The sequence below is a fragment of the Lysinibacillus sp. CNPSo 3705 genome (assembly GCF_028674935.1).
In the GTDB taxonomy this organism is placed as follows: domain Bacteria; phylum Bacillota; class Bacilli; order Bacillales_A; family Planococcaceae; genus Lysinibacillus.
The window spans coordinates 102,313-123,272 of sequence record NZ_JAQZSD010000018.1 but is presented as its reverse complement, the minus strand read 5'-3'; the positions used below and the strand labels follow the sequence as shown (position 1 = coordinate 123,272).

Sequence of the window (20,960 nt, the reverse complement as noted above, 5' to 3'; positions counted from 1 at the left end):
CTTCATTCTTCCATTCCAGCCATACGTGAGTAAACTGCTCCAAGTGTTGGCATTCCACCTTGTGCACCGAATTTCTCCACTGATAATGAAGCTGCAATATTTGCGAAATACACTGCCTGATCCAATGATTGCCCTTCTGCTAAAGCATAAGCGAGTGCACCGTTAAACGTATCACCTGCACCTGTTGTATCTACTACTTTCGTCAAATAGCCCGGAACATGAATAGGATACTCACCATCAAAATAGCGTGCCCCATCACTACCTAGCGTAATAATCATTTTATTAGGATACTTTTCTATTATTTGTTCTACATTATCTCCAAAAATTTCTGCACACTCCGTTTCATTTGGGGTGATATAGGCAATATCCTCCATCCATTGCACATCAAAATTAGCCGCTGGTGCAGGATTTAATAAAACAGGTACATTCGCTTCTTTACAAAGTTTTATTGCATAAGCGGTCGTTTCTGTTGGGATTTCTAGCTGCATAATTACCATTTGACTTTTTTGAATGATTTCTTTCGCTGCCTCTATATGCGCAGGCTTTAACTCATAATTTGCCCCTGGTACTACTATGATACGGTTATCATTATTGTAGATTAAAATATTAGCAATCCCAGTTGGTGCAGATACGCTTGTAATAGCTTCAGTTTGAACATGCTCTTGCTGTAAAACATTGCACAATGTTTCGCCAAAACTATCGGAACCTACGCAGCCTATCATTGTGACTTCACTTCCAAGACGTGCTGCAGCAATTGCCTGATTAGCCCCTTTTCCTCCTGGAATCGTTTGAAAATCTGTACCAAGAATCGTTTCACCCTGCTTCGGAAAAACCCCCATTTGTACAACTAAATCCATATTTATACTACCTATAACTGTAATCATCTTTTGACCTACCTTCCATCTTATTTTTCCATTTTAACTGAGAAAACAGTAGAAAGACAGGCCATTTACATTTGAAAATTATGGGGTACTAATCTTCTTACTCCATATTCTGCAATGCAGTTTTTCAGCACCCTTTAACGTAGCGGCAGCGACAGATGGTTTTTGTGCGAAAGCGCAGTGCAACGTAGCGGCAGCAACAGATGGTTTTTGTGCGAAAGCGCAGTGCAACGTAGCGGCAGCAACAGATGGTTTTTGTGCGAAAGCGCAGTGCAACGTAGCGGCAGCAACAGGATATTGGTCACTCATCTTTGCCACAGGACGTGGCGCTAGACGTTTTGACACTCGCTAAATGAGGTTAAAGTTTTCCTAATAAACCTTTCCTTGCCTCTAATTCAATTTTCCTATCACAATCATCACAGGAAAACTTCCCGTCCATATTTTCTTTATATAGTTTATATTTCCTTGTGCCTTCTACAACTTCAAATATTTTCTTACAAAAAATACAATGCACCTTATAGCTAATCATGATACTTCCTCCTTTAACCCGATGTAGTTTTTCGGGGAATATAGTACAAAATATAATGAGAGCGACAATAAAATACTTATAATACCAAAAATAATTGCCGTCATTTGAAGTGTAAATAATTCTGCAAACAGACCTAATAGTAAAGTAAAGGAGATTTGTAAAATATTTTGAAAAATACTAGAAATACTACCGAATCTCCCCATCATTTCAGGTAGTACATTTTGCTGATAAAACGTCTCATAACCAGTATTACTAAATGCCATAAAAAAGCCTAAAAAAACAAAACTTACAAAGGCCAAAACACTCGATGTCGAGGCATAAAAAGCTGTATAAAACAGCATTGTCAGCAACAAGCCAAAAGCCATATATGACCGAGTGGACCTTTTTTTGGCGAAGCTTGCAGCAACCATTCCACCTACAATTGCTCCGGCTCCTGCACTACTCACAAAAACTCCATATAAGCTATCGGATAAAGCCAAATCCTGCTTTATAAAGGTTGTTTCCTGAGAATCAAGCGCAAATGCAATCATTAATGTACTTTGAAACAGTAAATAAATCGTTATAAATAATGAATGTTGTCGAATGAAAGCTATCACCGCTAGGTAGTCACTTTTTAATATTTGCCAAGTAATACGTTGCCGTGAAGTTTCCTTCACATCATCTACATCAGGTAATAAGTATATGATCAAAGCACAAACAAAAAATGTAAAGCTGTTAAACCAAATCGTAATTGTTGTATTAAAAAGCATGATGAGGACTCCTGCAAGTGCTGGACCAACTAAAAACGAGCCTGAATTGAACGTACCAAGAATTGCGTTGAATCGTTGTCTATCTTCTGAGGGAACAAGCTTTGTAATATAATATGTACTGCTCGGCCCAAAGAAACTACTCGCTATGTTCGCTAAAAATAACAGCATATAGATAAGCCAAATAGATTCCATAAACGGCATACAAAAAACAATGCAACCTCGTATAATATCAGTTGCAATCATCAACTTGCGTTTATTCATACGATCAATGAAAGAGCCTGCTACCAAACTTGTTAAAACTCTTGCTATTGGTCCGACAATAAAAATTCCAGCCATCGCTGCAGGCGATTGCGTTAAATGCCATATTAATAAATTTAGCGCAACAAGGTAAATCCAGTTCCCTAAATTAGAAAAACCTAAGCCACCAATTAACAAGCTGTATTTTCGAAGGATTTTCATTTTTATAGTTCCCCCTCGCTTTTACTTAAAAGCTTTTCTTGTAAATGTTTAACTGACTCACCACCAATCGTTAATTAATTTCCGTTCCTACTTATATTCATTACTAACTTATAGCGTCATGACAACAAACTGGGTAACATTCCATTTATTTCCCATAACTCTATTTATATATTATCAAAATATTACTTCAATTTGTTGCGTTTTTTAAATAAACATTCAAATAACTAAAGTCGCTTTTTATTAGAACTATCATTTACAAAGCTATGCGTTCTGCCTGCTACCTGAGCCGTTTCCCCTTCACTCAAGGCAACCCCTTCTTTAAGCAACAAAAAAACTGAAGACAACAAATCCGTCTTCAGTCAAAGGGTAAGTCCTCAATCTATTAAAATACAATACGTTCTGCTTCGTAAGCAGCAATATGTTCTTCGTATTTAAAGGTTAGCGCAATTTCATCCCAACCGTTTAGCAATGTTTCTTTATAATAAGGATCGATGCTAAATTTATAAATTGCACCATCTTCACCCGTTACTGTTTGTGCTTCTAGATTGACTTCCATCGTATACGGATTTTCTAAGCCTTTAGCTAGAACTTCATCACACTCTGCTGCAGTTAGTTTGATTGGTAAAATACCATTTTTGAAGCAGTTATTATGGAAAATATCTGCGAATGATGGTGCAATTACGACATTGAAGCCATAGTCTAGGATAGCCCACGGTGCATGTTCACGGGATGAACCACAGCCGAAGTTATCTTGTGCTACTAAAATTTTAGAGTTTTTATATTCGGGTTTGTTTAATACAAAATCCTTAATTTCATTGCCCTCTCCATCAAAGCGCCAATGGTAAAATAAATACTGACCAAAACCTGTACGCTCAATACGCTTTAAAAACTCTTTCGAAATAATTTGGTCTGTATCGACATTTTTACGATCGAGTGGTGTTATTACACTATTTACGATATTAATTGGTTCCATTTACAATCATCCCTTCCGTGTAAATAGCATTTACACAGTTTCCTTTACGAATTCACGTACATCCACAAAGTGGCCAGCAATTGCTGCAGCTGCTGCCATTGGCGGTGATACTAAGTGCGTACGAGAACCAGCTCCTTGGCGTCCTTCAAAGTTACGATTTGATGTTGATGCACAGCGTTCACCAGCCGGTACTACATCATCATTCATTGCCAGACACATTGAGCAACCTGTCTCACGCCATTCAAAGCCAGCATCTGTAAAGATTTTATCTAATCCTTCTGCTTCTGCTTGTTTTTTTGTCGAATAGGAGCCTGGCACAACGATCGCTGTTACATTTTCATGTACCTTACGCCCTTCGATGACATTTGCAGCTGCACGTAAATCACTAATGCGTGAGTTTGTGCAAGAACCGATAAATACGTGTTGAATATCGATTGAAGTTAATGGTTGACCTTCCTCTAAGCCCATGTAGGCTAGTGCTTTGCGAAGAGCAGCTTTATCTGACTCATCCTCATACTCTGACTGTGTTGGTACATTACTTGAAACACCTGAACCCATTGACGGATTCGTTCCCCAAGTGATGATTGGCTCAATTTCTTCTGCTTGAATAATACGAACTGTATCATACGTTGCATCTTCATCGGATGCTAAGCTTAACCAATAATTTGCTGCTTCCTCAAACTTTTCTCCTTGTGGCGCATGCTTGCGACCACGAATATAGTCAACAGTCGTTTGGTCAGGAGAAATTAGCCCTGCCTTTGCACCCGCTTCGATTGACATATTACAAATTGTCATCCGTTCTTCCATAGAAAGCTTATGGATAGCCTCTCCAGTGAATTCCACAATATGTCCAGTGCCGACACCGATACCGAATTTCGATATAATTGCTAAAATAATATCTTTGGCAGCAACACCTACCGGAAGCTCACCTTCTACACGAATTTCCATTGTTTTCGGCTTGTTTTGCCATAGAGTTTGTGTTGACAATACATGTTCTACCTCTGATGTTCCAATACCGAAAGCAATCGCTCCGAACGCACCATGTGTAGACGTATGGGAATCACCACAGACAATCGTTTTACCAGGCTGCGTTAAACCTAGCTCAGGTCCAATTACGTGAACAATCCCTTGGTCAGGATGCCCCATTCCTGCAAGTTCAACGCCAAATTCCTCAGCATTTTTAGCTAACGTTTCGATTTGGTTACGCGCAATCGAATCATGAATCGTTGGTAGATTTTTTGTAGGTACGTTATGATCCATTGTTGCAAAGCTTAAATCTGGGCGACGTACTTGACGGCCATTCAATCTTAGACCTTCAAAGGCTTGTGGGGAAGTTACTTCATGAATTAAATGGAGATCAATATATAACAGGTCCGGTTTGCCCTCTTCCTGATAAACGACATGTTTATCCCAAATCTTTTCAATTATATTTTTGCCCATTATCTTCACCTATTTCTTTAAATGTATGTTGTCATAATGCTTTCTGAAACAAAGCTTGTATCTATCTCGTTAATGACTTTATCTGTCCATTCATTCGTCGAAAGTATACGACTACCATCACGTGCAAGATCTGCTGTGAAATAGCCATCATCAAATACTGCACTTACAGCACGTTCGATTTCTGCAGCCTCTTCTTTTAAGCCAAATGAATATTGTAGCATCATGGCCACTGAAAGAATGGTTGCGGCAGGGTTTGCTACACCTTGACCTGCAATTTCTGGCGCTGAGCCATGTACTGGTTCATATAGACCAAAATTATCTCCGCGAATAGAAGCAGATGGTAGAACGCCTAAAGAACCTGTAATAACAGATGCTTCATCACTTAAAATATCTCCAAACATATTTTCAGTAACGACCACATCATAATAACTAGGGTTTGTAATTAATTTCATAGCAACTGAATCTACTAAATTGTGTTCTACTTGCACATCTGGATACTCTTTTTTCTTCGCTTCTACAACTTCGCGCCATAAACGACTTGTTTCAAGTACATTCGCTTTATCAACAGAGCATAATTTGCCTCCACGTAAACGTGCTAATTCAAAGGCATTTTCAACGATACGTTCAACTTCAGCAGTTGAGTAAACAGTTGTATCTATCGCGCCATTCTCAGTACGCATACGTGGTTCCCCGAAGTATACGCCGCCTGTTAATTCACGTACAATCATTAAATCGACGTTTTCGGCTACTTCACGCTTTAATGGCGAAGCATCTAGTAAACTCGGGAACGCCTTTACTGGACGTAGATTTGCGAATAAATCAAAATGTTTGCGAATGCGTAATAATCCTTTTTCTGGACGTAATTCCGGTGGATTATTATCCCACTTCGGACCACCAACGGCTCCCAGTATAACTGCGTCACTCTTTTCACACATCTCAATTGTTTCATCTGGTAGTGGATTATTGTGTTGGTCGATGGCAGCGCCTCCGATTGTTGCATAACTTAAATGGAATGTATGGTTGAATCGCTTACCAATCACCTGCAATACACGTACAGCAGAAGCAACAACCTCTGGCCCTATTCCGTCACCAGGAAGTACTGTAATTTTTTTCTCCATCGTCAAAACACCTTTCTTTGTATAGCGTTGAACTATACTAAATTTGCAATACGATTTACCGCCTCAAAGTCACCTGGTGACGAAGCAGGAAAACCTGCTTCAATAATTGTCACTCCTAGGCGCTCCAGTTGCTTGGCGATTTCAATCTTCTCTGCTGTGTTTAGATTAATACCAGCAGATTGTTCGCCGTCGCGAAGTGTTGTATCGAAAATATCAATTTTTCGTACTTGTAGCCACTTCTCTTACAACCTTTTCTTTACCTTCGTTGATGAATGGCATCATAGCACGTAATTTAGCACCAACTTCTTCGATTTGGTGGTTTGCACCAGCTTCTTTGAATTTTGTATATTCTGGACGACCGTTTTCATTTTCTTGAATCCAACGGCGAGCGAATGTACCATCTTGAATATCCGTTAATACATCTTTCATACGAGCTTTAACGGAGTCATCGATAATGCGCGGGCCCGCAACATAGTCGCCCCACTCTGCTGTATCTGATACTGAGTAACGCATCGTTGCCATACCACCCTCAAACATCAGGTCAACAATTAATTTTAGTTCGTGAAGTGTTTCAAAGTATGCTAGCTCTGGCTGGTAGCCTGCTTCTACTAATGTTTCAAATCCTGCTCTAACTAATTGTGTAGCACCGCCACAAAGTACAGCTTGCTCACCGAATAAATCCGTTTCAGTTTCTTCTTTGAATGTTGTTTCAAGTAAACCGCCACGAGCTGCACCGATTCCTTTACCGTATGCAAGAGCTAAATCTTTTGCTTGACCAGTTGCATCTTGATGAATTGCGAATAAACCTGGTACACCAGCACCTTCTTGGAATTGACGACGAACTAAGTGTCCTGGACCTTTCGGAGCAACTAAAAATACATCTACATCTGCTGGTGGTGTAATTTGACCGAAATGAATGTTAAAGCCGTGTGCAAACATAAGTGCTTTACCCGCTTCAAGATGTGGAGCAATTTCAGCTTCATATACTGCTTTTTGACGCTCATCTGGAAGTAAAATCTGGATAACATCTGCTTCTTGCGCTGCTTCCGCAACAGTCTTTACATCTATTCCATCCGCTTTTGCTGCATCGAATGATCCGCCTGGACGAACGCCTACAACTACATCGAATCCTGATTCTTTAAGATTTAAGGCGTGTGCATGACCTTGTGAACCATAACCGATGATTGCGATTTTCTTTCCTTTTAATACTTCCTCGTTGATGTTTTGTTCATAGTACATAGTAGCCATTGTTTTTTCCTCCTAATTTTGGGTTTGTTTTTTTCAACCTCAGATGCAAGGAAGCCAACAAGGGCTATGCATCCAAAGCTGTGAATTTTATATGCAAACTATTTTAAAATAGAGAGCTGCGCATTTGAGATTTTTTGTGTTTCACGAACAGATGCTGTAGCCCCTGTACGCGTTAATTCTTTAATACCATAAGGTCGAATTAGTTCAATAAAGGCATCAATCTTATCTGGATCTCCTACTACTTGATAGGTGACAACGTTTTTCGCTGTATCAATAATTTGAGGACGGAATGGTTCCACTATTGAATTCATTTCTAGTCGTAAGTTTGGTGGTGAAATTACCTTCACAAGCGCTAACTCGCGTAGCACGATTGATTTATCTGTAATATCATTGACCTTTAATACATCAATTTGTTTCGATAATTGCTTCACTAGCTGTTCAATTTTACGCTCATCCTCAACGTTTACGACAAAAGTCATTTTCGAAAAGTTTGGTTGCTCTGTATGACCAACTGTAATTGATTCAATATTAAATTGACGCTTCATAAGTAAGCCTGTTACACGATTTAACACACCGCTTTGGTTAATCACTGTTACTGTAATTACTCGTTTCAATTCTTTTTCACCCCAATCATTTCATGTAGGCCTTTGCCTGGTGCTACCATTGGATAAACACATTGGCTCTGTTTTACACGACAATCAATTAATACTGGCTCATCGGAAAGTAGTGCCTCACGGAAAATACTTTCCGCTTCATCGATTGTGTTTATTCGGTAGCCTTTAAGACCATATGCATCCGCTAATTTAACAAAATCTGGTTGGATCGGCATTAAGGAAGATGAATAACGCTCCTCATAAAATGTTTCTTGCCATTGGCGTACCATTCCTAGACAGCTATTATTTAAAATCACTACTTTTACCGGTAAGTTGAATTCTTGTAGTATGGAAAGCTCTTGCGCAGTCATTTGGAATCCTGCATCACCTACAATGGAAACAACTTTTTTGTCTGGCTTCGCAAACTGGGCGCCAATTGCAGCTGGGAAGCCGAAGCCCATCGTACCAAGTCCACCAGACGTTACCCATCCGTGATCATTGTTTAAGCGATAATATTGCGCAGCCCACATTTGATGCTGGCCAACATCTGTAGTGACAATTGCGTCACCTTCAGTAATTTTATGCACAAGCTCTAGTGCTTCCTGCGGTAAAATCTCTTTGTCCCCTGGTTCCTTGCTGTACCATAATGGATATTCTTTGGCATGGTTATTTAAGTACGCTAGCCATTCAGTTGTATTAGGACCATCAAAGTCCTTTTTCAATAATGCTTTTAATGCTTCTTTGGCATCTGCAACGATTGGAATATCTGTCGGCACGTTTTTTCCAATTTCCGCTGGATCAATATCGATGTGTATAATTGTTGCATTTGGAGCAAATGTTGCTAAATTACCAGTTAAACGGTCATCAAAGCGAGCTCCGATATTCAACAGTAAATCTGATTTTGTAATAGCTGTGTTCGCTGTTGCAGTTCCATGCATTCCTGCCATACCTATGAATAATTCATGGTCTCCATGAATTGAACCTAGTCCTAATAGCGTGTTTGCTACTGGAATTCGATACTTTTCAGCGAATGCTGTTAACTCTTCTTTAGCATCTGCAAAGAGGACACCAGCTCCAGCTAAAATGATTGGATTTTTAGCCAGTGAAATCGCCTGAATAGCCTTTTGAACTTGTAAATAATTCGGTTTGTATGTTGGCTGATAACCCGGTAAATAGATTTCATCAGGAGCCTGTGGTGGATTCTCCACATCAAATAGCATTTGAGAAACGTTTTTCGGGAAATCCACTACAACAGGACCCTTCCGACCAGTGCTGGCAATATGGAAAGCCTCTTTAACAATACGCGGGATATCATTAACATCCTGTACCTGGTAATTGTGTTTCGTAATGGGTGTCGTAATGCCCATAATGTCCGCTTCTTGGAAAGCATCTGTACCAATCACAGAAGTTGAAACTTGACCAGTGAATACAACTAATGGGATGGAATCAATCATTGCATCAGCTATACCAGTTACTAAGTTTGTTGCCCCTGGACCGCTTGTCGCAATAACAACACCTGTTTTATTGGAAACACGCGCATAACCTTCCGCTGCATGGATTGCACCTTGTTCATGTCTAGTTAAAATATGACGAATTGGATTTTTATACATCGCATCATAGATTGGTAATACCGCTCCACCTGGGTAACCAAAAACAATTTCAACACCTTGTTCATGCAGTGCTTGCACTAATACGTCAGCACCATCTTTCGCTTGATAGGTTTGTTCAGCTTTTGCCGTTGTTGCTAATTCTTCTTTCTCATTGATAGAAACGTTCGTGCTCATCAATATGCCTCCTTCTTATCATTCAATTTCACATCAGTCATGTGCATCATTGAAATATTACAAACCGGCTATCTCCTTGAAAAGAGATGACAGGCTGTTTTAAGTCCTAAAAAAATAAAAAGCCTTTTTCTCCACACGCAAAGAATTACCTTACGTAGGGATGAAAAAGACTTTCCATGGTACCACCCTTTTTTATAGCAAATAATTGCTACCTCGTGAATAAATAGTAGCATTTATGCACCAACGCGAAATCTTTCGCATCCAATACGGTGTCATAAATTATTTATTCATTAATAACGAGCACTTTCGATTATGCCCGGAGCTATCTAATGGCGAACACGCGTTTAATAGCTCACTCAGAGGGGATGTCGGATCTAGTTGTATTGCCGGCTTCCAGCACGACCGGCTCTCTGGTAATACAAGGCTCTAGAACCTTTAACCTCATCAACGCTTTATCTTTATCAATTGTGCCTTGGCATAATTGCGTCTGGAATCGGCTTTGTGCTTGCACAAAGAACTCCTTTCCGATTCCATGACATCCGCCGGAGGCTTTAACTTCTGAAAGAAGTTAAATTTTCATAACGCCACCTGTAGAGGCGCTTGTTACTAATTTTGAATATCTCGCTAGCCAACCGCGCTTAATTTTCGGTTCAAATTCCGGTAGTTTTGTACGACGTTCAGCTAATATTTCACCTGAAACTTCTAAATTGATAGTACGATTTGGTAGATCAATCGTAATAATGTCACCATTCTCTACTAAAGCGATTGGACCGCCTTCTGCTGCCTCTGGTGAAATATGGCCGATTGAAATACCACGAGATGCACCTGAGAAACGTCCATCTGTAATTAACGCAACTTTTGTGCCAAGACCGCGTCCTTGAATCGCAGACGTTGGTGCAAGCATTTCAGGCATCCCTGGGCCACCTTTTGGTCCTTCGTAGCGAATGACGACTACATGGCCCTCTTTAACTGTCCCGTTATCAATATTTTCTTGTGCGGCTTCTTGTGAATCAAAGACAATTGCTTCGCCTCTGAATACTTTAATAGAAGGGTCTACAGCTCCTACTTTAATAACAGAACCATCTGGCGCAATATTACCAAATAACACTGATAAACCACCAACTGGGCTATATGGATTGTCTTTCGTACGAATAACTTCAGCATTTGTAATATGATAATCTTTTACAAGCTCACCTATTGTTACGCCTGCAACTGTTGGTCGATCTGGGTGAATGGCACCTGGGATAGATGCTAATTCATTAATAATGGCGCTAACGCCACCTGCTTTATTAATATCATCCATTGAAATATCTGAAGCAGGCATGATTTTCGCTAGATATGGCACACGTTCTGCCACTTTATTTATATCTTCAATGTTATAATCGATTTCAGCTTCATTAGCGATTGCTAATGTATGAAGGACTGTATTTGTCGAGCCCCCCATCGCCATATCAAGTGCAAATGCATCATCAATTGCTTCTTTAGTAATAATGTCACGAGGTTTGATGTCCTCTTTAATCATACGGACTAATTGTTTAGCAGCTTCTTTAATAAGCTTATGGCGCTCTTCAGAAGTAGCTACGATTGTTCCATTACCTGGTAAAGCTACCCCTAGCATTTCCATTAAGCAGTTCATAGAGTTTGCAGTAAACATCCCTGAACATGAACCACATGTTGGGCATGCATTGTTTTCAATATCTAACAGCTCTTCAGCTGACATTTTGCCTGATTTATGAGCCCCTACACCTTCAAAAACGGATGTTAACGACAATTGCTTGCCAGTAACAGAAGTTCCTGCCTCCATTGGACCACCAGATACGAAAATGGACGGTACATTAGTACGAACTGCTGCCATTAACATTCCCGGTGTAATTTTGTCACAGTTAGGAATATAAAATACGCCATCGAACCAGTGTGCATTAATAACAGTTTCAGCAGAATCTGCGATAATTTCACGACTCGGTAAAGAATAACGCATCCCAATGTGACCCATTGCAATACCATCATCTACACCGATTGTATTAAATTCGAATGGAATACCACCCGCTTCAATGATGGCCTCTTTGACTACATCAGCAAATGTACGTAAATGAACGTGACCTGGTATAATGTCGATATATGAATTACAAACACCAATAAATGGCTTACCTAAATCTTTCGCTTTTACTTTGCCTGTTGCATATAAAAGACTTCGATGTGGCGCACGATCTACGCCTACTTTAATCATGTCACTTCTCATTTTAAACGCCCCTCATTTACCTCATTTATTGCTATGTTCGTTGTTATATACGAAATGTTCTGTCTATTCCATTTTTACGTATATGTTAATCTGTTAGAAGATTACTAACTGCTGTAACGAACGTTTTAAATTGTTGTAATCATAGTACGAAAAAAAGGTCTAGTCAACAGTATTTTTAGAATTGTTTGAACAATTTAAATAATACATAAAATTTGAAATCGTTTTCATGCTGATTAAGTGTCATTTTTATCTCGCTTTGAAGAATATTTTGACATTTTGTTCAAATTTTATTTTTTTAAATAATCTATCAATAACGTTGTCAAATCCTCCAAAAGTGGTTGGACAGCTTTTTAACAAGATAGCGCTTATAACGTAAATATTTTTCTTAAGTACCTTGTCAAAAACACATGATCAGGATCATATTGTCTTCGAATGGCTAAAAATTTCTCGATATTTGGGTATAGTTCGTAGACATATTTAGCCGTTAAATGACTTAGTTTCCCCCAATGCGGTCGTCCTTTATATTTCTTCATCATCGTATGGACCCATTCAAAATAAGGATCTTCCTGCATTCCTTTATACATATGGAAGGCAATAAACGCTGATTCTTGTCCTTGGGTAGGACTTAAAAAACCAGCTTCTCCTGCCGTTGTCCGACATTCTATCGGAAAATGCACATTAAAAATCCCACTTTTAAAGGTTGCGTTTATCTCTTCTATACATGCACCAAATTGTGCTAACGGAATAGCATATTCACTTTCTTGGAACTTCACGCTACGTGGAGATGGATAAATTTCATAGCTTATCCCCGTTTTCTCCCCCTTCACAACATTGGCTGCTGCTAATTTACTCATAGTGCCACTTAACGCAGGCTTCCATTTACAAAGTTCAGACATAGCGAAAAAAGCACCGTTCTCTACTATTTGAAGCTTCAATGTTTCGATTCTCTTATTCCAATTACTCTGATAAACAGGCGCTTTAGCGTTCATGCGCTTCACTTGAATGGTTTCGCTACCAGGGAAATAAAACCACTCAACATGGCGATGCAGTCGTATATCTTCAGCAAACATCGCCAGCCCATTTGCTAAAGTATCCTTTGTGCTCACATAATGTAAGCTATAAAGAGGTATCACCTTAATCGTTATTTTCACAAGCACACCAAGCATACCAAGTGAAACATGCAAAGCTTCAGATAAATCATCCATTCCTCTCGTATGCTCCCTATAAGTACCTGTACCATCTACAAATCCCCATCTTGTTACAGCTGAGGATAACGAACCGAGTGTTACACCTGTTCCATGGGTACCCGTTGACACTGCTCCAGCAATCGTTTGCTCTTGAATATCCCCCATATTGATTAGGGCAAACCCATGCTTTGCAAGCAATGGGCCTATTTCATATAAATACGTTCCAGCCCAAAGTGTCGCCTCTTGCTTCTCCTCATTTACAGCTATGAGCCCACGCATATTATGTAAAGAAAGAGCTATATGTTCAGGCATCGCAACAGCGCTAAAGGAGTGGGCTGCACCTGTGACACGAATCGTTTTTCCTAATTCACGTGCATGCTTCACGATATTTGTAACCTCTTCAATAGAGCGAGGCAAGTACATCTCAGATGGATAAGAGATAACATTACCAGCCCAGTTTGTCCATTTCTCCCCATTTTTCCACTTATCTATAGAAAACATTGTCCATTCCCCCTATAGGTTGTATAAGCTCCTACATACTTGTCCCCTCTAATTCCATGTAGTTCTTGAAATCTTTCACAAAGTTCACCAGCCTTCGCATGTCGAAAATAAAGCGTGTCTCCTATATTAACTGTTTTACGCGTTACCTTAACGGGTGTTTGAACTTCTCCTGCTCCTTCTAAACTAAGATATGAAAAAAAGGTCGGCTCATAGAATACCGGTAAACGATCAGCACTAATTGCCCCAGACGCCGTATAACCTCCACCATGACAAACAACAATATTTCTTTCTGGCTTTCTTGTTACACTTAAAGCAAATCCAGCTGCCTTTTCCAGCTGTAGATGCGTAAATTGATCAAACAAAGCTGGCGCATAAAATGCAGAGCCAACCGTAATTTCTGTTATTTCCTTCTGTTGTGCCGTGTATGCCATACTTCCTGAACCACCACCATTCACAAAGTGCAAGCTTGGAAAATACGCTTTTATATGCGCAATGGCTAATCTACGAAACTGGGTAACCTGTTTTTTAGCTTGCAATTGCATTACTTCAATAAATTTCCCTTTAACAGCATTGACTGGACGATTACCGACTCCTGCAATTTGAGCCTCATAACCCATCGCTCCAACCACCTTAATAAATTCTTGATTTTTAATATAGTCGAGGAATGGTGTAAGTGACTCAAGTGAATGAAGCGAAGAACGTTTTGTACCAAAATAAAGCAACTTAAAATCGTTAGATACATTAATATCAATACATACTTGCACGCGGACACCTAGCTGTTGCCCTAGCTCCGCCAAAAATCTGACATGTTCCCGCTTATCCACCATAAAGGTCACCGTTTTTCCCGCCTTTACGAAACGTAATAACTGACGAACAGCAGCTACCTCCAGCACCGGATATCCTATTAATAAATCATCAAAATGCTGTTGCAGTAAAAATATTGTTTCTGCCGCTGTAAACGTCATCAATCCCGTCACATTGGGTACATTCTTTTGTAAATAACGTAATATCTCCACAGAACGAACCGATTTCGTAGCGATACGTATATTTTTCTGTCCACAAGCATTGTGTACAGTTGAAATATTGTGATCCAATGCATCAAAATCCAACCAAGCAAATGGACGTTCTAGTTCATGAAACGCGTGATTAAATCTAGTGGTCATGCTATCATTCCTTTATTTGTACTTTGTCTTTAATATTTAAAAATTATATTAAAACAATAAAAAACAACCGTGGACATATAATCAAATTTGCCTTCACGGTTGTTTTAATAATGGACAAGCATTTAACTCACCTTTCTATTATGTTAAGAGATTACGAGGAAAATATGAAATCCGCTGCTAAATTTAACAATACTAGCAGATGTATGCCTGCAATCAGTAATCCTTGGCGATTTAAACGTTTCATAGCTGTCATATTCATATAGACCACTCTCCTTTTTTCACATTATACTCTCAGAAAAATCAATTTTCAAACTATTCGTAATATTAAATAATAATCATTTTTCTGACAAACAGGCCCAAATATGGCATGATAAAAGTGAAATTATACCTATAGGGAGAGTGAAAAGGTTGAAAAAGGCTTTATTAGTTATTGATTATACGTATGATTTTGTCGCTTCTGATGGAAAACTAACTTGTGGAGAGCCCGGTCAAGCATTAGATAACAAAATTTCATCCTTAATTCAAAAATTTATGACTGAAAACGAATTTGTCGTTTTTGCGAATGATTTACATGAGGAAGATGATCCGTTCCATCCTGAAACAAAGCTATTTCCCCCTCATAATATTCGCGGCACTAAAGGACGTCATTTATTTGGGCAAGTTGGCGAAATTTATAAGCTTCACAAGGAAAAAGTTTTGTGGCTCGATAAAACCCGCTATAGCGCTTTTGCCGGAACCAATTTATCAATTTTATTGAATGAGCGAGGCATCAAAGAAATTCATTTAGTTGGCGTTTGTACTGATATTTGTATTTTACATACAGCAGTTGATGCTTATAATTTGGGCATTTCAACAGTTGTTTATGCAGATGGTGTTGCAAGTTTTGATGCTGCAGGTCATGAATGGGCATTACGTCACTTTGAACAGACATTAGGCGCAACATTAGTTAAGTAATTCATTTTCGCCTTCCACCTTCAGAAACGGGAATCTTCTGTATGTGCTGCTACGGTACAAAAAACATTGCTGAATGATAAACATTATCGTGAATTTGTAATAATTACTAACGAAGCGAGATGCGGTTAATTTACTTCATTCAGGGCATAACTAAGCAATCGCCATTATATCTTAATTTTAAGGAGATGAAAAAAATGATTAGCTTCATTTGGTATTTAATCATCGGCGGAGTATTAGGTTGGTTAGCTGGCGTAATTTTAGGTAAAGATGTACCTGGCGGCATCATCGGAAATATTGTTGCAGGTGTTGTGGGTTCTTGGATCGGTAGTATGATTCTTGGCAACTGGGGTTGGCGAGTTAGTAACTTTTACGTATTCCCAGCATTAATCGGTGCGGTCGTTCTGATCTTCATCGTAAGCATTATTCTAAAAAGTATGCGTAAGGCAACCTAAATATGTAATAAAGAGCCATCATTTTTGATGGCTCTTTACATATATTTTTGATCAAGAAAATAAGTTTTACATGAGTTTGCGCATGTTTATTGAATTTCTCTTTTTTAACTTACATAACAGGAGCTGTGGTAGGCAGGGGCTACTTCTTAGCGATTAGAGGAACAAAGCCTAAAACCATTACATCCTTCGTGACCAACATCATATTGGCCAAAAGACCATGCGAGCATCGTGAGTGAATGGTTCATCGGATGCCCCCATGAAGTGCCATGTAGAAACGGAAATCACCGCCTATATTTTGCGTTTTTTTTACTTTTCTTTATAAACGACTGCTTCCTTTAGCTCATCATGGTAGTCATTATACAAATTGAAATAATGTAATACCTTTTTAACATACTCATCGCTATGATTGTACTTAAAAACAGCTTGCTTTATATGGCCATCTGCTGCACCATTTTTCGATAAATAATTCGCAGCACTGAATATAGCGTCCTCAATATCATAAGGATCTGCTATGCCGTCTCCATTGGCATCTACGCCATATCCACCATATTTTTTTATGGTTTCTGGATTTATTAATTCAGCCTTCGATATATCCCCTTTTCCTAACCCCGAGCAGGAAGGGTGTTGCCAGCCGACAAAAGTACAAGGCATAAATTGCATCGGCCCCTCTGCCCCAGCTGGTGAAACAAGCGACTTCATTGAGGAAAATCGTGTTTCAATTCGATGATGGGCAGCAAGTAAAGTCCAAGGTACGCCGTATTTCTCTTCTGCTGCTACATAGATTGGAATATATTGCTCTGGAATTTTCATATCGAAATTTTGTTGAATTTCTTCTAGTGCTTTTTCTCGCGCTAATTTTTCAAATATAGGTAATGTTTGTAGCTCCTTCCATGCAAAAAAAGCGAAAACACAAACAGTTATCGCTATTGGTATTAATAAAGCTATCATGCCCAATTGAGCGGAAGGCGATAGCATTGGTTTTTTCTTGTTTTTTTTCGCCATATGTCACACCTAATCTTTTATTCTATTTCTATATTAACAAAATTTTTGATTATATAGCAGATTTTTCGGTATATAATTACCACTACTTTAATAGTTGAAAAGGGAGGGGAAAATATAGTAAAATATAATTCAATTATTTTATATGGATAATAATAGGAGGAATTGATTTTGTGGAAAGACTTTAAAGAATTTGCTATGAAAGGTAATATTGTCGATCTAGCAGTAGCAGTTGTAATTGGTGGTGCTTTCGGTAAAATTGTTACCTCTTTAGTTGAAAATATCATTATGCCATTAGTCGGTGTCTTAACTGGTGGTATTGATTTAACAAAAAGCTTTATGTATGGCTCAGGTGACGCTCAAGTAAAATTAGGCGTATTTTTACAGTCAATTCTTGACTTTTTAATAATCGCATTTGCAATTTTCATGGCATTACGAATTATGACTAAGCTAACTAGTAAAAAAGAAGAGGCTGTTGTGGAAGAACCAGCACCAGAATTAGATGCTAAAGAAGAGCTTCTAAAAGAAATTCGTGATTTATTAAAAAAAGAGCAAGCTTAAAAAGAATCTGTCTAATTGCCACTACTTTTCAGAGGTAATAGACAGATTCTTTTTTCTTTAAGGGCGTAAATTCCATGGTTCAAAAACGCCAACATGTTTTTCTAGTATGTTCTATTGCATCAATAATTCCTTGGGCAATTTCACTATTTGTTAGCCATCTTGAAGAGTTATTGTCTTCAATGATAAACCCAAGTTTTACCACTCTATAAGTTATATTAGAAGGGATATTATTTTTTGTACGTTCATTATTTACGTAAGAACTACTCCCTTTAATATGGTATAAAATCACATTCTTCGTGTTAGGAATTGCTCGAAAAAGCGACTCCCAGACCTCTTATATCAGAGCCATGAAGCCAAGCAATAACACAATCAAACGAACCATGTGTTTCTTGAGACTCTATTAACGCCGTTCTAAAGCTATTATAGTTCGTATAATCAACTAGTAACGGTGACAATTTCAAAGAATAGTTCGCTTCATTTTTCAAATTTTGCATTTTCTTTTGTTGTCTCCCGATAACGGTTACATGATTTCCTTGCTGTATAAGCCATAAAGAAACATCCTTTAGCATTCCTGTTCCGCCTATTACTAAGCAATGTTTCATCGTTTCTTTCTTCCTTCCGTTCACATTTCCTACTATTCCTAGATGATTTAATATAAACAATCTCGCTAATTTTCTGAAATTATCTTGTTCTTCTTTAGTATACATGTTAAATTGGTAACAATTATTGAGAATATGGGGAAAAGAAGTAATAGACTACTCCCCTTTTATTATGATGAAGAAAAGAGTGACGACATGACAAACAGCAGAAGTATTGAAACAAAACTTGTACAACTTGGGAATTTAAGTGACCCTAGAACTGGCGCTGTCAGCCCACCTATCCATTTATCGACAGCTTATAAACATACTGGTATCGGTGAATCCACTGGTTTTGATTATACGCGTACAAAAAATCCAACTCGTGCTCTATTAGAAGCAGGAATTGCCGATTTAGAGGGCGGAGATGCGGGCTTTGCCTGTAGCTCTGGGATGGCAGCTATTCAATTAGTTCTATCCTTGTTTAAGCCTGGTGATGAATTAGTGGTGCCTGATGATTTATATGGTGGTACATACCGACTTTTTAATTTCTTTGAGGACACATACAATATTAAGCCTGTCTACTCAAAATTTGAATCCGTTGAACAGGTAGAAGCATTAATCAACGACAATACGCGTGCTCTATTTATAGAAACGCCAACAAATCCACTTATGCAGGAATTTGATTTGCAAGTATATGCAGAATTAGCTCACAAGCATGGAGCTTGGTTAATTGTCGACAATACGTTTTATACACCATATTTCCAACGTCCAATCGAACTAGGCGCAGACATTGTCATTCATTCGGCTACTAAATATATTGGTGGACATAATGATGTATTAGCTGGTTTAGTTGTCGCAAAAGGTGCTGCATTAGCCGAACGTATTGGCTTTATTCATAATGGTAGCGGCATGGTTTTAGGTGCAATGGATTCCTGGTTACTTATTCGTGGATTAAAAACGATGCATCTTCGATTAAAGCAGCATGATGCGAACGCCAAAGCAATTGCCTCATATTTAGAGGAAGAAGAGCTTGTAACAGACGTGCTATACACAGGAAAAGGTGGCATGCTTTCATTCCGCTTGGCAAAGGCGGCGTGGATTGACCCATTCCTTCGAAACTTGAAGCTAATTACTTTTGCTGAAAGCCTTGGTGGTGTTGAAAGCTTTATTACATATCCAGCTACTCAAACACATGCGGACATGCCTTATGAGGAGCGTATTGAACGTGGTGTATGTGACCGATTACTACGATTTTCTGTTGGCATTGAAGAGGCTGAAGATTTAATTGCAGATTTAAAACAAGTATTCGGTACCCTTAGAAAAGAGGTTAAAAATGAAGCAGCATATTGAGACAAGTCTAATTCACGCAGGTGTCCGTGACGGCTATGAAAATAAAAAAGGTGCAGTCAATGTGCCTATGTATGTATCATCTACTTTCCATCAGGAGAGTATCGATGAATTCGGCGAATATGATTATGCACGTTCTGGCAACCCTACGCGGGATGCATTAGAAAAAGCAGTAGCTGAGCTAGAAGGCGGCGTACGTGCCCATGCATTTTCTTCTGGGATTGCTGCTGTATCTGCAGCATTAATGCTATTATCTCAGGGAGATCATCTTGTCATTACGGAGGATGTATATGGCGGAACATACCGCTTCGTCTCTAAGGTGTTACCACGCTTTGGTATTTCTCATACTTTCGTTGATTTCACAGATTTAGCAGCAGTAGAAGCAGCCATAACACCAGCTACAAAGCTACTCTATATGGAAACACCGTCAAATCCAACACTTGGCATCACAGATATTCGCGGAGTCGTAGCACTTGCCAAGCAGTATAATTGCTTAACTTTTTTAGACAATACATTTATGACACCCTTACACCAACGTCCACTTGAGCTAGGTGTCGATGTTGTTATTCATAGTGCGACAAAGTTTTTATCAGGGCACTCTGATATTATCGCGGGATTGACAGTAACAGCTGACGAGAAGCTAGGTCAGGATCTGTACTTTATCCAAAATTCATTTGGCAATATATTAGGTGTACAGGACTGCTTTACTCTATTGCAAAATATTAAAACAACCGATGTGCGTTTTAGTCGTTCTGCTGAATCGGCACAAAAGATTGCAGAGTTTTTAGCTACAAATCCCGTTGTCGAGCAAGTTTACTATCCGGGACTTGCATCACATCCTGGCTATGAAATTCATCATAGTCAGTCCACGAGTGCAGGTGCAGTACTATCCTTCCGCCTACCAAGCTATGGAGCTGCAAAAGCGCTAGTAGAGGCGATGAAAATTCCAGTTTTCGCTGTCTCTCTTGGTGGCGTTGAATCCATTTTATCCTACCCTGCTAAAATGAGTCATGCTGCAATGGAGCCTGAGGAGCGTGCAAAACGTGGTATTACTGATGGACTTTTACGTTTCTCAGTAGGACTTGAGCATGTTGACGATCTAATCGCCGATTTCGCTCAAGCATTAGAGGTAGTTGGCGCAAAGGTTTTATAACCACAAAACAACCGCGTTTTCGATTTACGGAAACGCGGTTTTATTCATTAAA

19 protein-coding genes and 1 pseudogene are annotated in these 20,960 nt (G+C 39.0%); 5 read left to right on the top strand and 15 right to left on the bottom strand.

Translation table 11 applies throughout. The features are described from left to right. Positions 1-2: 2 nt before the first annotated feature. The 13 genes and pseudogenes from rbsK to PVA17_RS10320 all read right to left on the bottom strand — a co-directional run bounded on the left by rbsK (position 3) and on the right by PVA17_RS10320 (position 14,864). Positions 3-884, bottom strand: coding sequence for a ribokinase (gene rbsK, locus PVA17_RS10380; protein WP_132359841.1), 882 nt, complete (start codon positions 882-884; stop codon positions 3-5). A gap of 355 nt (positions 885-1,239) precedes the next feature. Then, positions 1,240-1,410 (bottom strand): hypothetical protein, encoded by a 171-nt coding sequence (locus tag PVA17_RS10375; protein WP_248716253.1) that lies wholly within the window; start codon positions 1,408-1,410, stop codon positions 1,240-1,242. Further along, positions 1,407-2,618: an MFS transporter gene (locus PVA17_RS10370; RefSeq protein ID WP_274067646.1), complete on the bottom strand. Its 1,212-nt coding sequence runs from the start codon at positions 2,616-2,618 to the stop codon at positions 1,407-1,409. Before PVA17_RS10370 ends, PVA17_RS10375 begins: the two co-directional genes overlap by 4 nt. A 382-nt stretch (positions 2,619-3,000) precedes the next feature. Next, a complete protein-coding gene (gene leuD, locus PVA17_RS10365) occupies positions 3,001-3,591 on the bottom strand; it encodes a 3-isopropylmalate dehydratase small subunit (RefSeq protein WP_132359845.1) in 591 nt (196 codons plus the stop codon). Positions 3,592-3,621: 30 nt separating this feature from the next. After that, on the bottom strand, positions 3,622-5,031 hold the full coding sequence (leuC, locus tag PVA17_RS10360) for a 3-isopropylmalate dehydratase large subunit (protein ID WP_132359847.1): 1,410 nt from the start codon (positions 5,029-5,031) through the stop codon (positions 3,622-3,624). A gap of 17 nt (positions 5,032-5,048) precedes the next feature. Further along, positions 5,049-6,149 (bottom strand): 3-isopropylmalate dehydrogenase, encoded by a 1,101-nt coding sequence (gene leuB / locus PVA17_RS10355; RefSeq protein ID WP_274067645.1) that lies wholly within the window; start codon positions 6,147-6,149, stop codon positions 5,049-5,051. Between the two features lie 35 nt (positions 6,150-6,184). Next, positions 6,185-6,367, bottom strand: a pseudogene (locus PVA17_RS10350) (2-isopropylmalate synthase); the annotation flags it as partial. Beyond that, complete coding sequence (ilvC, locus tag PVA17_RS10345) at positions 6,363-7,397, bottom strand: ketol-acid reductoisomerase (protein ID WP_132359851.1); 1,035 nt, start codon at positions 7,395-7,397, stop codon at positions 6,363-6,365. The pseudogene PVA17_RS10350 and the gene ilvC, both read right to left, overlap by 5 nt. 98 nt (positions 7,398-7,495) lie before the next feature. After that, a complete protein-coding gene (gene ilvN, locus PVA17_RS10340) occupies positions 7,496-8,011 on the bottom strand; it encodes an acetolactate synthase small subunit (RefSeq protein ID WP_132359853.1) in 516 nt (171 codons plus the stop codon). Further along, the gene (ilvB, locus tag PVA17_RS10335) at positions 8,008-9,774 is read right to left on the bottom strand and encodes a biosynthetic-type acetolactate synthase large subunit (RefSeq protein WP_274067644.1); all 1,767 of its coding nucleotides are present in this window, start codon (positions 9,772-9,774) and stop codon (positions 8,008-8,010) included. Before ilvB ends, ilvN begins: the two co-directional genes overlap by 4 nt. A 568-nt stretch (positions 9,775-10,342) precedes the next feature. Further along, the gene (ilvD, locus tag PVA17_RS10330) at positions 10,343-12,013 is read right to left on the bottom strand and encodes a dihydroxy-acid dehydratase (RefSeq protein ID WP_132359857.1); all 1,671 of its coding nucleotides are present in this window, start codon (positions 12,011-12,013) and stop codon (positions 10,343-10,345) included. 365 nt (positions 12,014-12,378) lie between these two features. Then, entirely contained in the window at positions 12,379-13,701 is a 1,323-nt protein-coding gene (locus PVA17_RS10325; protein ID WP_132359859.1) for a D-arabinono-1,4-lactone oxidase, read from the bottom strand. Continuing rightward, complete coding sequence (locus PVA17_RS10320) at positions 13,689-14,864, bottom strand: amino acid deaminase/aldolase (protein ID WP_132359861.1); 1,176 nt, start codon at positions 14,862-14,864, stop codon at positions 13,689-13,691. Before PVA17_RS10320 ends, PVA17_RS10325 begins: the two co-directional genes overlap by 13 nt. Positions 14,865-15,272: 408 nt before the next feature. Here PVA17_RS10320 and PVA17_RS10315 point away from each other — a divergent pair, with 408 nt between their 5' ends. Both PVA17_RS10315 and PVA17_RS10310 read left to right on the top strand, forming a co-directional pair. Further along, on the top strand, positions 15,273-15,818 hold the full coding sequence (locus PVA17_RS10315; protein ID WP_132359863.1) for a cysteine hydrolase family protein: 546 nt from the start codon (positions 15,273-15,275) through the stop codon (positions 15,816-15,818). A 194-nt stretch (positions 15,819-16,012) separates the two neighbouring features. Further along, a complete protein-coding gene (locus PVA17_RS10310; protein WP_132359865.1) occupies positions 16,013-16,270 on the top strand; it encodes a GlsB/YeaQ/YmgE family stress response membrane protein in 258 nt (85 codons plus the stop codon). Between the two features lie 306 nt (positions 16,271-16,576). Here PVA17_RS10310 and PVA17_RS10305 read toward each other — a convergent pair whose 3' ends face one another. Then, positions 16,577-17,272 carry a lytic transglycosylase domain-containing protein gene (locus PVA17_RS10305; RefSeq protein ID WP_132359867.1) on the bottom strand — a complete coding sequence of 232 codons (696 nt, stop codon included), beginning with the start codon at positions 17,270-17,272 and terminating at the stop codon, positions 16,577-16,579. 168 nt (positions 17,273-17,440) lie between these two features. Between PVA17_RS10305 and mscL the strand changes: the two genes are divergently transcribed. Beyond that, the gene (mscL, locus tag PVA17_RS10300) at positions 17,441-17,830 is read left to right on the top strand and encodes a large conductance mechanosensitive channel protein MscL (RefSeq protein WP_274067643.1); all 390 of its coding nucleotides are present in this window, start codon (positions 17,441-17,443) and stop codon (positions 17,828-17,830) included. A 299-nt stretch (positions 17,831-18,129) separates the two neighbouring features. Here mscL and PVA17_RS10295 read toward each other — a convergent pair whose 3' ends face one another. Further along, positions 18,130-18,432: a Rossmann-fold NAD(P)-binding domain-containing protein gene (locus tag PVA17_RS10295; RefSeq protein ID WP_274067642.1), complete on the bottom strand. Its 303-nt coding sequence runs from the start codon at positions 18,430-18,432 to the stop codon at positions 18,130-18,132. Between the two features lie 192 nt (positions 18,433-18,624). Between PVA17_RS10295 and PVA17_RS10290 the strand changes: the two genes are divergently transcribed. Together PVA17_RS10290 and PVA17_RS10285 are read left to right on the top strand one after the other, a co-directional pair. Continuing rightward, the gene (locus tag PVA17_RS10290) at positions 18,625-19,758 is read left to right on the top strand and encodes a methionine biosynthesis PLP-dependent protein (protein ID WP_274067641.1); all 1,134 of its coding nucleotides are present in this window, start codon (positions 18,625-18,627) and stop codon (positions 19,756-19,758) included. After that, positions 19,742-20,908 (top strand): aminotransferase class I/II-fold pyridoxal phosphate-dependent enzyme, encoded by a 1,167-nt coding sequence (locus PVA17_RS10285; RefSeq protein ID WP_274067640.1) that lies wholly within the window; start codon positions 19,742-19,744, stop codon positions 20,906-20,908. Before PVA17_RS10290 ends, PVA17_RS10285 begins: the two co-directional genes overlap by 17 nt. Positions 20,909-20,960: the final 52 nt, after the last annotated feature.